Source organism: Mycolicibacterium cosmeticum (assembly GCF_000613185.1).
GTDB classification, from domain to species: Bacteria; Actinomycetota; Actinomycetes; order Mycobacteriales; family Mycobacteriaceae; genus Mycobacterium; species Mycobacterium cosmeticum.
Map to the genome: position 1 here is coordinate 684,706 of NZ_CCBB010000001.1, position 13,429 is coordinate 698,134.

General features: G+C 66.8%; 13 protein-coding genes. 5 read left to right on the forward strand and 8 right to left on the reverse strand.

Annotation, left to right across the window (positions count from 1 at the left end; translation table 11 throughout):
• Positions 1-88: 88 nt before the first annotated feature.
• The 5 genes from BN977_RS03335 to BN977_RS03355 all read left to right on the forward strand — a co-directional run bounded on the left by BN977_RS03335 (position 89) and on the right by BN977_RS03355 (position 6,393).
• Positions 89-316, forward strand: coding sequence for a CbtB domain-containing protein (locus BN977_RS03335; protein WP_024452721.1), 228 nt, complete (start codon positions 89-91; stop codon positions 314-316).
• Positions 317-328: 12 nt separating this feature from the next.
• Positions 329-1,144, forward strand: a complete 816-nt coding sequence (locus BN977_RS03340; RefSeq protein ID WP_036396322.1) for a CbtA family protein — start codon at positions 329-331, stop codon at positions 1,142-1,144.
• Positions 1,131-2,129 carry an acetamidase/formamidase family protein gene (locus BN977_RS03345; RefSeq protein WP_024452723.1) on the forward strand — a complete coding sequence of 333 codons (999 nt, stop codon included), beginning with the start codon at positions 1,131-1,133 and terminating at the stop codon, positions 2,127-2,129. The genes BN977_RS03340 and BN977_RS03345 overlap by 14 nt, the downstream gene beginning before the upstream one ends.
• A 1,054-nt stretch (positions 2,130-3,183) precedes the next feature.
• Entirely contained in the window at positions 3,184-5,319 is a 2,136-nt protein-coding gene (locus tag BN977_RS31305; RefSeq protein WP_165576283.1) for a cellulase family glycosylhydrolase, read from the forward strand.
• A gap of 33 nt (positions 5,320-5,352) precedes the next feature.
• Entirely contained in the window at positions 5,353-6,393 is a 1,041-nt protein-coding gene (locus BN977_RS03355; protein WP_036396323.1) for an NAD(P)H-dependent amine dehydrogenase family protein, read from the forward strand.
• Here the strand turns inward: BN977_RS03355 and BN977_RS03360 are convergent, their stop codons facing one another.
• The 8 genes from BN977_RS03360 to BN977_RS03395 all read right to left on the reverse strand — a co-directional run bounded on the left by BN977_RS03360 (position 6,394) and on the right by BN977_RS03395 (position 13,410).
• Complete coding sequence (locus tag BN977_RS03360; RefSeq protein ID WP_036396324.1) at positions 6,394-7,230, reverse strand: DegV family protein; 837 nt, start codon at positions 7,228-7,230, stop codon at positions 6,394-6,396.
• Positions 7,227-8,003 carry a diglucosylglycerate octanoyltransferase gene (gene octT, locus BN977_RS03365; RefSeq protein ID WP_024452969.1) on the reverse strand — a complete coding sequence of 259 codons (777 nt, stop codon included), beginning with the start codon at positions 8,001-8,003 and terminating at the stop codon, positions 7,227-7,229. The genes BN977_RS03360 and octT overlap by 4 nt, the downstream gene beginning before the upstream one ends.
• On the reverse strand, positions 7,993-8,649 hold the full coding sequence (gene gpgP, locus BN977_RS03370; RefSeq protein WP_036396325.1) for a glucosyl-3-phosphoglycerate phosphatase: 657 nt from the start codon (positions 8,647-8,649) through the stop codon (positions 7,993-7,995). The genes octT and gpgP overlap by 11 nt, the downstream gene beginning before the upstream one ends.
• Positions 8,646-9,032, reverse strand: a complete 387-nt coding sequence (gene rsfS / locus BN977_RS03375) for a ribosome silencing factor (RefSeq protein WP_024452967.1) — start codon at positions 9,030-9,032, stop codon at positions 8,646-8,648. The genes gpgP and rsfS overlap by 4 nt, the downstream gene beginning before the upstream one ends.
• Complete coding sequence (gene nadD, locus BN977_RS03380; protein WP_165576284.1) at positions 9,029-9,649, reverse strand: nicotinate-nucleotide adenylyltransferase; 621 nt, start codon at positions 9,647-9,649, stop codon at positions 9,029-9,031. Before nadD ends, rsfS begins: the two co-directional genes overlap by 4 nt.
• Positions 9,650-9,757: 108 nt before the next feature.
• Positions 9,758-11,206, reverse strand: coding sequence for a vWA domain-containing protein (locus BN977_RS03385; protein ID WP_036396328.1), 1,449 nt, complete (start codon positions 11,204-11,206; stop codon positions 9,758-9,760).
• A gap of 13 nt (positions 11,207-11,219) precedes the next feature.
• Positions 11,220-12,107, reverse strand: coding sequence for an AAA family ATPase (locus BN977_RS03390; protein WP_036396331.1), 888 nt, complete (start codon positions 12,105-12,107; stop codon positions 11,220-11,222).
• Between the two features lie 22 nt (positions 12,108-12,129).
• On the reverse strand, positions 12,130-13,410 hold the full coding sequence (locus tag BN977_RS03395) for a glutamate-5-semialdehyde dehydrogenase (RefSeq protein WP_036396333.1): 1,281 nt from the start codon (positions 13,408-13,410) through the stop codon (positions 12,130-12,132).
• Positions 13,411-13,429: the final 19 nt, after the last annotated feature.

Genomic DNA, 13,429 nt, shown 5'->3' on the forward strand with positions numbered 1-13,429 from the left:
GTTGACGCGACCATCGACAGGCCAACAGAATCCAGGTGGCAACCAATAGTTGCGCAATGGAAGTAATCAGCTCCGGAAGGATCGAACAATGACCGCATCACACACCTCCGCCGGCACCCGATCGGTCGCCGTCGAGACACCCGACAGCACGGTCGTCGCAACCGCCCTGTGGCTGACCACCACCGTCACCCTGGCTCTGATCGCCTACTACTTCCTCGGGTACGACCAGGGAGCCGTGTCGGTCTTCGGCGCCGACACACATGTCCACGAGCTCTTCCACGACGCTCGGCACATGCTGGGCTTCCCCTGCCACTGAGAGCCCCTCGACATGGAAAAGAAGTACACAGCGATCGGCTTGGGGTCGGGGCTGGTGGCCGGCGTGGTGTCATTCGGGTATGCGCGAACGATGATCACCCCGCTCATCGACACGGCGATCCGTTACGAGGCGGACCGGTCGCACGCCGAAGCGGCACTCAGCGGCGCACATTCGCACGAGCACGAGATCTTCAGCCGGGCATTCCAGCAGAACGTCGGCGCCGGCGCCGGCACGATTCTGTTCTGCATCGTGATGGGTGCGCTGTTCGCGGTGGCTTTCACCGTGGCGGTGCGGTTGCTGCAACGTCGCGTCGCGGTCAGTGAGCGAGGCGTCGCCGGATGGTCGGCGCTCGCCGCCTTCGTTTCGATCACCCTCGTGCCGTCGCTGGCCTACCCACCCAATCCACCCGGTGTCGGTCTGGAGGAGACCATCGGCGATCGGACCACCGCCTACCTGGTGATCGTGCTCGCCTCCGTGGCGTTGGCCGTGGTCGCGGTGGTGATCGGGGTCCGGCTCACGGCAAAGTTCGGCGCGGCGCTCTCGGCCACGCTGAGCTTCGTCGGATATGCGCTGGCGATGTGCGCCATCGCGGCGGCACTGCCCTCCTTCCACGAGGTGCCGCTCGCACTCACCGCACCCACAGGCGAGCTCGTGTTCGGCGGCTTTCCCGCAGAAGTGTTGAGCGACTTCCGGATCGGATCACTCGTCGGCCAGGCGATCATGTGGGCGGTGATCGGAACCGGATTCGCGCTGCTACTCCCCGGCCGACGCCACCACTCCGACGCCCCCATCCCCAACGTGACGAAGGTACTGCATGGACATCGTTGAATTCACCCCCACACCGGACCAGTACGTCTGGACCTTCGGCGGGGCCGAACCGGCACTCGAAGTGGCACCGGGCACGGCACTGCAGCTCTGGACAGAAGACGCGTTCGCCGGTCGGGTCACGTCACGAACAGACAAACCGAGTCAAGTGCTCAACCCCAAGGAACTCAACCCCCAGACCGGCCCCTTCTACGTCACCGGCGCCGAACCCGGAGACACCCTCGCCATCCACATCGTCTCGCTGGAGCCGGCCCGGGACTGGGCCGCCTCGACAACGATCCCACTGTTCGGCGCCCTCACCGGCACTGACCGAACCGCCGGATTACAAAGTCCCCTAACCGAACTCACCTGGATCTACGAGGTCGACCGGGCCGCCGCGCTGGCGACCTTCGTCGCCCACGAAACCGATTTCACGATGACGCTGCCGCTGGCGCCGATGCTGGGGACCGTCGGCGTCGCGCCGGCGCTGCGTGAGGTCCGCACCACGCTGGTACCCGACTACTTCGGCGGGAACATGGACACCCCGGAGTTGCGCGCCGGCACGACGGTGTACCTCGGTGTCAACGTCGAAGGCGCGCTGTTCTCGGTCGGCGACGGCCATTACCGGCAGGGGGAAGGTGAAACCTGCGGCACCGCACTCGAAGGCGCGATGAACGTCCGCCTGATCGTCGACCTGATCAAGGGCGGCGCACCGGCCTGGCCGCGGTTCGAACACGACGACGCCCTGCTCACCGTGGGGTCCGCCCGACCGCTCGAGGATGCCTGGCGATGCTCGCAGGTCGAGATGGTGCGATGGCTGCAGGAGCTCTACCACCTGGGCCAACTCGATGCGTACCAACTGTGTAGCCAACTCTGCCGGTCGCCCTTGGCCAATGTCGTCGACGTGAACTACAGCGCGGTCACCAAGATCGACAAGGGGTTGTTGCCGGCCGCCACCGCCTATCACGGCACGCACGCCCGGCTGCGCCAGTTGGCGCAGACCCTGTAACGGCGGTCCTGCACTTCGGCGCCGGTGGTGCGAGTACGGCTTCTCACACTTCGTATCCACCGGCGCCTCGGTGACCTGCGCCCATTGCAGCGTCCTCACGACGCATCCATTCGACGATGTTGGGTGGCCGATGAACGGGCCAAGCGCTGCAACATATTCGCTATCGTCGCTACGTCGACGACAGGCTGACTGCAGCAAGGCGTCACACCGATAAGGGCAAGGCGGTCGAGCATATGGCTAGGCCACGTGATATCTGGCCGGCTGTTGCTCAGTTTGCGCCACCTGACGCACGCGCACACCACAGGGTCATCACATCCAAAGGCAACAGACGCCTCTACCGCGACATGGGGCCGCCAGGAAATTCCGGGCGGATACCTCGCCGGCGGGTGCTGCGCATCGAACTCGTCAGCGTGGTGGTCGGCGCGGCCGGAGCGCGTGGCGGCAGATCCATCAGGACTAGCAGCAACGCGCCCCCGTGTATGAGGTGAATTTTTCGTCGATAAACGAGCTATCGATATCTCCCTACATAGCATTGCCCCAATCTGTTTCGCTGCGGTAAACCGCTCATAATCCCCCCAATCCATACCTCCTAACATTTGCCAAAATATCAAGCATGGGCTTGGCATTTGAGTCAGATGAGAACTTCGCAGGATAAGCTATGATTGTGCCGCCCAGCGCTGCTGCCTGTAGCCAACTCCCACAGTTCGCGCCAGAAAGCAAACATTTCCACATACACGCGAATGAACCCTCTTAATGGGTATGAACTGCACTCTTACCCCAACTCGAGCATAGCTCCACCCTTAGTCACGAATACTAGCTAATTTTAAATTAGGTAACCTTTGTTTTGCTATTGCGGCGATATTTCTGCGCATTTACCCGACTCTGGTCCATTACCGATTGCGTCTCCATAACCCTGTTGCCGGGATTTACCAGTCGGTTATGTCTCGAAAAGCAATAAGTGCGTTTACAGTTCTTTCCGAACCCGCCTTGCAGGTCCGACCGAATGCGTGAGGGGAAAGTTATGGCCAGAAAGTGGGCGCCTGGTATGCGATGGATGACCGCTGCCCTCGCGGTCACGCTGGCCGCAGTGGTCGAGCTCGCGGTAGTGCATCCGTCTGTGCCGCGACCGGCGAGCGGGGTGGTTGCGATGGCGCAGCCGGACCGGTCGCGGGCCCACATCCGCACTGTCTCCTACAACATTGCACTGATGTCGTCCATCGATACCTCCTCGACAACGACGGGGGTGGCTGACTCGCAGCTGTATTTCATGGACTCCGCAGAACTGTCCACAGCGATCTCCGAACTAAAAGCCATGGGCGTCACCCAGGTTCGAGTATTCCTGCCCTGGGCGGCCATCGAAACTGCGGACGACACGTACAACTGGACTCAGGCAGACGCTCTGCTCAATGCACTGTCGGACGCCGGGATCGCCGTGGACGCCGCGATCACCAGCACGCCCACCTGGGCGTCGTCGGATACCAGCTCTGCCTACGGCGCGCCCACATCGACCAGCGATTACGCCAGCTTCGTCACCGAACTCGCCGAACGATATGGAACCACCGCCAACAACGGTGACGCCAAGATCGCCGCCTACGAGATCTGGAACGAGCCCAACGGGTCGACCGGATGGGCGCCGACACCGGACGCCACCGCCTACACCGAACTGCTCAAGGCGGCCTACACCGCCATCAAAGCCGTTGACCCCGACGCCACCGTCGTTGGCGGAGTGCTGGGGGCCGGCGTCACTTCCGGCACGTCGACAGTCAACCCCGTCACCTTCCTCGAAGAAATGTACGCCGCCGGAGCCGAAGGATATTTCGACGCACTGTCGTTTCATCCCTACAACTACAGCAGTGACTTCACCGACGGTGCATCCACCACCAACAGCCCCTATCAGGAGTTACAGGCGCTACGTGCGCTGATGGACGCCAACGGTGACACCGACAAACTCGTCTGGGCCACCGAGTACGGCATCCCGACCTCACTCGTCACGCAATCCCAACAAGCCGCCTATATCGCCGACTTCCTCACCGCTTGGGCCTCCCTCGAGGGCGTTGGACCGACCTTCATCTACTCGTTGGTCGACCTCGCCACCGGCGACGGCGTCGACCAGGACAACTTCGGACTCTTCACCTCCGACTGGACCCCCAAACTGGCGGTCGAAGTCCTCGAACAATGGATCGCCAACCAGACCGTCCCCGACTGGGCCACCGACACCTCCACGCCTACCTTGCAAGCGCTGTTGACCCAACTGGTCCGCAACATCGTCGCCACCGTCACTGCCCCGTTCACCCAACTGGCTAAGGGCCTCACCAGTATCACCACCGCCCTGAGCACCGCGGCCGTCTCCATCCGAACCCAGCTGACTGCCGGCGTGGCCAGCCTCACCACCGGGTTCAAAACACTCACCACAACCATTGCGACCGCATTGAAGAACCTCGCCAGCTCCCTGCAGAAGGCCGGCACCACGTCCGCAACCACAACCGAGACGGCCGTGACCACAGACTCCACCGAAGCCACCACACTCACGGCCGAGGCCACCGCGACAGCGGTGAGCACCAAAACCAGCCTCCTGGCAACAACAAGCACCACCGCAGCTACAGCAAAATCGACGACCGCAGAAGACGAGTCGGCCACCACTGACACCATCACCGATGCCGAGAGCACCAGCGCCCCCACAGCCGCCGACTCCGGTACCGGTACCGGTACCGGTACCGGTACCGGTACCGCCGCCGACTCCGGTACCGGTACCGGTACTGCGACCAGCACTACATCCGATGCCGACACCACTACTGCAACCAGCACTAAGTCCGATGCCGGTACCGGTACCGATACTGCAACCAGCACTAAATCCGGTGCCGCCCAGGGCACGACCCCGTCAGCTGATACCGGCACCGGAAAAGCGCAGGCCACCGGCGCGGATACCGCCCCGACCACCGCAAGCGCCACCACGGCCGCGAATCAGACCGCCGGGGGCAAGTCGACGACCAAGACCGACAACGCAACTGAAACCGGCACAAGAACCGCGCACCCACGACGCGACAAGACATCTGCCGCGAGTAGTCAGAACGTCACTGCTGACAAGTCGGACTCAACGGGGTCCACGAGTTCCCGTCAACGCCAGCGCACCAACAATCGCACACCGGCCTCCACGGCCTCCACCGATCAATCGCACTTCGCCAACCCGTGACAACCATGAACACTTCGGCAATAGTGTTCACCCATGAGCCCGTTACGCGTCATCCAGTGGACCACCGGCAACATCGGGAAACGCTCGTTGCACGCCATCATCGGCAGGCCGGACATGGAACTGGTCGGGGTGTACGCGCACGGCGCCGACAAGGTGGGCGTGGACGCCGCGGACCTTGCCGGCTGGCCGGAGCCGACGGGCGTGACGGCCACCAACGACATCGACGCGCTGATCGCCCTGCGGCCCGACGCGTGTTGTTACAACCCGCTCTGGCCCGATATCGACGAACTGGTCCGGCTGCTGGAATCGGGCATCAACGTTTGCTCGAGTGCGGCCTGGATCACCGGCGGTAAGCAGTCCCCCGAAGACCTCGACCGCATCAAGAAGGCTTGCACGACAGGAAATTCCACCATCTTCGGGAGCGGCGCCCACCCCGGCATGACGAATATGGTCGGCATGGTGCTCTCCGGCTCGTGCGAACGGGTGGACGAGATCCGGATCACCGAATCGGTGGACTGCTCCACCTACGAGTCGGCCGGCACGCAATCGGCGATGGGCTTCGGGCAGGATCCCGACACCCCGGGCCTGGCCGAGAGCGTGCGGGTGGAGAGTGAGGTGTTCGCCGAATCGGCCGCCATGATGGCCGACGCCATCGGCGCGCAACTGGACCGGATGACATTCGACGTCACCTTCACCGCGGCCACCGACGACACCGACCTGGGCTTCATGCAGATCCCAAAGGGCACCGTGGGCAGCGTGTACGGCTACCACCGCGGCTGGGTCGGTGACCGCAACGTCGTCAGCGTCGGGTTCAACTGGACCATGGGCAACCACGTCACCCCGCCCAAACCCCTTGAGCACGGCCATGTCATCCAGGTCTTCGGGTTGCCCAACATGCGCACCGTGCTGCACTGCCTGCCGCCGCGGGACTGGACCGAACCGGGGTTCATGGGACTGGGCATGATCTACACCGCGCTGCCGGTGACCAACGCGGTACCGGCCGTGGTGGCCGCCGCACCGGGCATCGCCACGCTCAAAGACCTGCCCCCGATCACCGGACGGTTCGCCGGTTGATCACTCGGCGAGGCTGACACAGGCCCCCACGGCACCGCCGCCGACGTGCACCGCCAGCACCGGCCCCATATCGGAGACGGTGAGCGACTCGATCTGGGGCAGCCGCGCGGTCAGCGCCGCACCGAGCTCGGCCGCGTCGTCGTAGTTGTCCACATGGTGCACGGCGATCGACGCGCCCCGCTCCCCCACGATCTCGGCGATCGAATCCACCATCGCCGCATGGGCTTTCGACACGGTGCGGATCCGCTGCGCGAGCACCAGCCTGCCGTCGACGTCGAGGTGCAGCAGCGGTTTCAACGACAACGCGGTGCCCAGCCAGGACACCGCGGTACCGATCCGGCCGCTGCGGCGCAGGTTGTCCAACCGGTGCACGACGATGAACACGTGCCCGCGCGCGACCGCGGCCCGGGCCGCGGCCTCCACCGCGTCCAATTCGGCCCCGGCGGCCGCGGCGCGCGCGGCGGCCAGCGCCACGAACCCGATTCCCATCGCCGCCGAGCGCGAATTCACCACCCGCACCGCCGAACCGAACTCCCTGACCACACCGGCAGCCGTGCTGAAGGTGCCCGACAGGGCGGCCGAGATGTGCACCCCGACCACCCCGTCACCTTCGCTGTCCACCAGCGCCTGACGGTAGGCATCGGCCAGGTCGGCCGGTGACGCGCCCGACGTCGTCACCTGGCTGCGCTCGTGCAGATCGTTGGGCATCGGGTCGATCCCGTCGCGCAGGTCGGTGTCACCGACCAGCACGTGCAGCGGCACCTGGCGGATCGACCAGCGCTCCAGGTCTTCTGCGCTCAGCCGGGCCGACGAATCGGTCACCACCTGCACGGTCATGAGCGAGCGGGCGGATCCGGCGATGTCCCCGTCGCTTCGCTCGCCCCAGGTTGGTAGGCACCGGCTTCGGCAAGTCCCTTGAGCATCAGCTCGGCGACGGCGGCGTGCGCCTCGAAGTTCCAATGGATCCCGTCGGGATTGCCCTGCCCGCGCAGCACGTACTCACCCACGGCGGCCTTGAGGTCGACGATCGGGACACCCTTGGATTCACCCCATTCGGTGATCGCCGCCACCGTCGCGTCACGCCATCGGTGCGACCGCCCGTAGGTGTCGGCGATGTGCACCGACGGCACCGTCGCCACCACCGGAATCCCCGGCCGGTTGAAATCCAGTGCTGCCCTAGTCTGTTCGAGATACTCGACGGACAGGTGCGGTGGCAGCGCCGGGCGCGCCACCGGTGACAGTCGCGGCTGCAGCCAGCCGTACCCGTCCCGCGCCCAGCGCCGCAGCCACGGCGGGCGCACGTAGCGGATGAGCTCGCGAAGGGCCGTCGGCAGCGGGGACGGCAGCGAATCCATGCCGCAGGTCGCGAAGATCACCGCCCCGGCCCGCGGCAGCGCCGCCCACGACCGCGGATCCTGCGTGGCCGCCCACCACACGTCACGGCACGTCCAGCCGATCCGGCCGATCAGCTCCACGTCCCAACCGAGTTGTTCGGCAACGATATTGGGCCAGATGCGGGGATCGTCGGCGGGCAGACCACCCGTCGGTCCGTAATAGGACAGCGAGTCGCAGAACACCAGCAGTGTCTGCCTGGGCGGATCAGAGGACATCGTTGGCCACCTGCGCCGAAGCGTTCCACACATCGAGGCGCCACTTGATGGTGTCGTTGACGATATGCCCGGACAGCTGCACCCAGCTGGCATTGCCCATCCCGCCGAGCACGGGCCAATTGTCGACCGGCAGGCCGAGCAGGGCGGCGGCCAGGGCCGCGATCAGCCCGCCGTGCGCCACCAGGACGACCGGGCGGTCCGACCCGTCCGCGCCCCATTCCGGCTGGGACTCAAGCAGTTCGGCGACCACGGGCAGGCTGCGCTGGGCGACGTCCACCCGGCTCTCGCCGCCGTGCGGCGCCCACCGGGCATTGTCCCGCCACGCCACCCGGGCCCCCGGCGCCACGGCGTCCACCTCCAGATGCGTCAGGCCCTGCCAGTCGCCCAAGTGGGTCTCGCGCAGCCGCTGGTCGATGTGCACCGGCAGCCCGGACCGGTCCCCCAGCGTGGTGGCGGTGTCCAGCGCGCGACGCAGATCCGAGGACACGATGATCAGCGGTTGCCGCTTGGCCAGCACCTCGGCCGCGGCGACGGCCTGCTCACGCCCGAGTTCACTGAGGTCGGTGTCGAGCTGACCCTGCATGCGGCTGCCGGCATTCCACTCCGTCTGGCCGTGCCGCAGCAGGACCAGCCGGCGGATGGTCACTGCGAACTCTCCGCATCATCGGCGGCGTCGAGATCGACGGGCACCTGCGGGCAATCCCGCCACAGCCGGTCCAGGGAGTAGAACTCCCGCTCCTCGCTGTGCTGGATGTGCACCACGATGTCGACGTAGTCGAGCAGCGTCCAGCGGCCCTCGCGGGTGCCCTCGCGGCGGGCCGGCTTGTATCCGGCCAGCCGCATCTTCTCCTCGACCTCGTCGACGATCGCGTTCACCTGGCGCTCATTGGACGCCGAGGCGATGACGAAGAGATCGGTGATGACCAGTTGCCCGGACACGTCGATGACGACGATGTTCTCGGCGAGCTTGGCCGCGGCCGCCCGCGCGGCGACGGTGGCCGCGGCCACCGCTTCGGTAGTGGCGCTCATGCGCGGGCCTCCTCTGTATATAGCCCTCGTTTGGATACGTACTGCACCACGCCGTCGGGCACCAGGTACCAAATCGGCCGCGACTGCCGGGCACGCAGCCGGCAATCACTCGACGAGATCGCCAGGGCGGGCACCTCCACCAGGCTCAGCGCGTCGTCGGGGAGTTCCTTCATCGCGGCGGCGATGTGCTCGCCGTCCAGTTCGTAACCGGGCCGGCTGACCCCGACGAAGCGGGCTAGCGAGAACAGCTCTTCCCAGTTCTGCCAGGACAGGATCGAGGCCAGCGCGTCGGCGCCGGTGATGAAGTACAGGTCGGCGTCCGGGTTGAGCGCGGCCAGGTCCCGCAGGGTGTCCTTGGTGTAGGTGGGGCCGCCGCGGTCGATGTCTACCCGGCTCACCGAGAACCGCGGGTTGGCGGCCGTCGCGATGACCGTCATCAGGTAGCGGTCCTCGGCCGCGGTGACGTGCCGGTCCCGCTTCTGCCAGGGCTGCCCGGTGGGGACGAAGAGCACCTCGTCGAGATGGAACAGGTCGGCGACCTCGCTGGCCGCGACCAGGTGGCCGTGGTGGATGGGATCGAACGTCCCGCCCATCACCCCGAGCCTGCGTCTGGTCACGAAGAGCCAGCTTACGGGAGGGGTTCGCGATGGTCCGCGGGCGCCGAGATCGACGTTTCGCCGGGATGCTCTCGCGCAAATCCACCCAAATGCGCATTTGGGCGAAGATTAGACGGGCAGGAGGCCGTCGATCACCGACGCGAGCTGCTTGGCCGACCGGCACTCGTGCATGGGGATGAGGTCCTGGTAACGGGGCACCGCCGAGTCCCCGCTGCCCCACAGGTGCCTGGGCTCCGGGTTGAGCCAATGTGCGTGCCGGCTCGCGCCGACCATCCGGGCCAGCAGATCGGTCTGCGGGTTGCGGTAGTTGTTCCGGCCGTCGCCCAGGATCAGCAGCGACGAGCGCGGTGACAACACGTTGGGGAAACCGTCCAGGAACGACACGAACGCGTGCCCGTAGTCGGAATGCCCGTCGCGGGTATACACGCCGGCCTCGCGGGTGATGCGCTGCACCGCGACCGCCAGGTCGGCCTCCGGGCCGAACATCTCGGTGACCTCGTCGGTGGTGTCGATGAAGGCGAAGACACGAACCCGGGAGAACTGCTGGCGCAGCGCGGCGACCAGCATCAGCGTGAAGTGGCTGAAGCCGGCCACCGAACCGGACACGTCGCAGAGCACCACCAGTTCGGGCCGGGCCGGATGCGGCTTCTTGAGCACCACCTCGATGGGCACCCCGCCGGTGGACATCGACTTGCGCAGCGTCTTGCGCAGGTCGATCTCCCCGGCCCGGGATCGGCGCCGCTTGGCCGCCAGCCGGGTGGCCAGGGTGCGGGCCAGCGGCTGCACGGTCTTGCGCATCTGGCGCAGCTGCTCACCGGAGGCGCGCAGGAACTCGACGTTCTCGGCCAGCTGCGGCACACCGTACATCTGCACGTGCTCGCGGCCCAGCTGCTCGGCGGTGCGCCGCTTGGTCTCGGATTCGACCATCTTGCGCAGCTGCGACATCCGTTGCTGGGCAATCGCTTTGGCGATCTGTTCCTGTGTCGGCGTGGGCTCCTCGCCGTACGGCGCCAGCAACCCGGCCAGCAGCCGGCCCTCCAGCTCGTCCAGCGCCATCGCCTTGAGCGCCTGATACGACGAGTACGACGGGCCCCGGCTGGAGTTGTACCGGCCGTAGGCCTCCACGATGCGCGCGACCAGCCCCGCCAACCGGTCGTCCAGGTTCTCCAGATCGGCGTCCGGGCCCAGCAGGTCGAGCAGCGCCTGGCGCATCGCCTCGATGTCCTCGGGCGGCAGGCCCTGCGGCTCACCGCCGGCGGCATCGTCGTCGTCGTCGAGAACGGTGCGGTCACCCAGCGCCGCGGGCCACCACAGGTCGAACATCGCGTCGTAGGTGTCGCGGTGATCGGCGCGGCGCAGCACCGCGCACGCCAGCCCCTCCCGCAGCGCGCCCCGGTCACCCAAACCCAGCTCGGCCAGCACCCGGCCGGCGTCCACCGTCTCCGACGGCCCCACCGAGATGCCCGCGCGGCGCAGCGCCTCGACGAACTCCACCAGGTGGCCCGGGATGCCGTGCGGCGCCAAGGGCTGCGGCGGGCGGGTGCGTCGGGATGTCATCGCGTCGAGCCTCTCAGTTCAGCTTCAGCTCTCCGGCCGCCTTGATCTGATCGGATTGGTGCTTGAGCACCACACCGAGCGTCGCGGCGATGAGTTCGTCGTCGATGGTGTCCATGCCCAGCGCGAGCACCGTGCGGCCCCAGTCGATGGTCTCGGCGACCGACGGCACCTTCTTGAGCTGCATGGCGCGCAGCACCCCGATGATGCGCACCAGTTCGGCGGCGATGCGCTCGGGCAGTTCGGGCACCCGGGACAGCAAGATGCGCCGCTCCAGATCGGCGTCGGGGAAATCGATGTGCAGGAACAGGCAGCGCCGCTTCAGCGCCTCGGACAGCTCCCTGGTGGCGTTGGAGGTGAGCAGCACGAACGGTGCCCGTTCGGCCTTGATGGTGCCGAGTTCGGGCACCGTCACCGCGAAATCGGACAGCACCTCCAGCAGCAGACCCTCGATCTCGATATCGGCCTTGTCGGTCTCGTCGATCAGCAGCACGGTCGGATCGGTGCGCCGGATCGCGGTGAGCAGCGGACGGCTCAGCAGGAATTCCTCGGTGAACACGTCGGTCTTGGTCTGGTCCCAGTCGCCGCCCGCCGTGTTCTGGCCGGCCTGGATGCGCAGGATCTGCTTGGCGTGGTTCCACTCGTACAACGCGCGCGCCTCGTCGACGCCCTCGTAGCACTGCAGCCGCACGAGGTCGCTGCCGGTGGTCTGCGCGACGGCGCGGGCCAGTTCGGTCTTGCCGACACCGGCCGGGCCCTCCACCAGAAGTGGCTTGCCGAGCCGGTCGGCGAGAAACACCGCCGTCGCGGTGGCCTTGTCGGCGAGATAGCCGGTCTCGGCGAGCCGGGTGGCCACGTCGTCGATATCGGTGAACAGCGAGGCCGGGCGGGCAGGAACGCTCACGTTGCTCCTAGGCAGACGGGGGTCAGGCGGGACGGGTCTGACCGTCACCCCACACGATCCATTTGGTGGAGGTCAGTTCGGGCAGCCCCATCGGGCCGCGGGCGTGCAACTTCTGGGTGGAGATGCCGATCTCGGCGCCGAAGCCGAACTGCTCACCGTCGGTGAAGGCGGTCGACGCGTTGACCATCACCGCGGCGGCGTCCACCCCTTCGGTGAAGCGCTGCGCGGCGGCCAGGTCGGTGGTCACGATGGCCTCGGTGTGCCCGGTGCCGTACTCGTTGATGTGGGCCACGGCGCCCTCCACACCGTCGACCACGGCCACCGCCATGTCCAGCGACAGGAACTCGGCGCGCAGCTCCTCCTCGGTGGGATCCAGATGGACGGTGACACCGGCGTCCTGCAGCACCGTCACCAGGCGGGGCAGGACGCTGTCGGCCACCGCCCGGTCCACCAACAGCGACTCCGCCGAGTTGCACACGCTGGGCCGGCGGGTCTTGGAGTTCAGCAGGATCCGCTCGGCCGTGTCGACGTCGGCGGCCTTGTCGACGTAGACGTGGCAATTGCCGACCCCGGTTTCGATGGTCGGCACGGTGGCGTCGCGTACCACCGCGTCGATCAGTCCGGCACCACCGCGCGGGATGACGACGTCGACCAGCCCACGGGCCTGGATCAGATGTGTGACGGTCGCGCGGTCGGCGCTGGGCAGCAGCTGCACCGCGTCCATCGGCAGTCCCGACTCGTACAGCGCCTCACGCAGGGCCATGACGAGGGCGGTGTTGGACTGCGCGGCCGACGAGCTGCCGCGCAGCAGCACCGCGTTACCGGATTTCAGGGTCAATCCGAACGCGTCGACGGTGACGTTGGGCCGACCCTCGTAGACGATGCCGACCACACCGAGCGGGACGCGCTGCTGACGCAGCTGCAAACCATTGGGCAACGTCGAACCGCGCAGCACCTCGCCGATCGGGTCGGGCAGGCCGGCAACCTGGCGCAGACCCGCGGCGATGCCGTCGATGCGCTGCGGGCTGAGCGCGAGCCGATCCAGCATGGCCTCGGCAGTGCCTGCGGCGCGCGCGATTTCGAGGTCGGCGGCGTTGGCGGCCAAGATGTCGTGGGTGTGCTCCAGCACGGTGTCCGCCGCCTGATGCAGGGCCCGGTTCTTGGTTTCGGTGCTCAGCGCCGCCAGGGCGCGGGAAGCGGTGCGCGCGGCGGCCGCGGCGTCATGCACCTGCCGGCGCAGATCGACTTCGATCGACTCCCCGGCCGATGCGCTCCTGCCCTGCGGTGACGCTTTTACGCTCATTTAGCCAGGGTAACGGGCA

Excerpts from the sequence above, each read along its gene's own strand:
- BN977_RS03335 (WP_024452721.1), top strand. The coding sequence starts at position 89 with ATGACCGCATCACACACCTCCGCCGGCACCCGATCGGTCGCCGTCGAG.
- BN977_RS03340 (WP_036396322.1), top strand. The coding sequence starts at position 329 with ATGGAAAAGAAGTACACAGCGATCGGCTTGGGGTCGGGGCTGGTGGCC.
- BN977_RS03345 (WP_024452723.1), top strand. The coding sequence starts at position 1,131 with ATGGACATCGTTGAATTCACCCCCACACCGGACCAGTACGTCTGGACC.
- BN977_RS31305 (WP_165576283.1), top strand. The coding sequence starts at position 3,184 with ATGACCGCTGCCCTCGCGGTCACGCTGGCCGCAGTGGTCGAGCTCGCG.
- BN977_RS03355 (WP_036396323.1), top strand. The coding sequence starts at position 5,353 with ATGAGCCCGTTACGCGTCATCCAGTGGACCACCGGCAACATCGGGAAA.
- BN977_RS03360 (WP_036396324.1), bottom strand. The coding sequence starts at position 7,230 with ATGACCGTGCAGGTGGTGACCGATTCGTCGGCCCGGCTGAGCGCAGAA.
- octT (WP_024452969.1), bottom strand. The coding sequence starts at position 8,003 with ATGTCCTCTGATCCGCCCAGGCAGACACTGCTGGTGTTCTGCGACTCG.
- rsfS (WP_024452967.1), bottom strand. The coding sequence starts at position 9,032 with ATGAGCGCCACTACCGAAGCGGTGGCCGCGGCCACCGTCGCCGCGCGG.
- BN977_RS03385 (WP_036396328.1), bottom strand. The coding sequence starts at position 11,206 with ATGACATCCCGACGCACCCGCCCGCCGCAGCCCTTGGCGCCGCACGGC.
- BN977_RS03395 (WP_036396333.1), bottom strand. The coding sequence starts at position 13,410 with ATGAGCGTAAAAGCGTCACCGCAGGGCAGGAGCGCATCGGCCGGGGAG.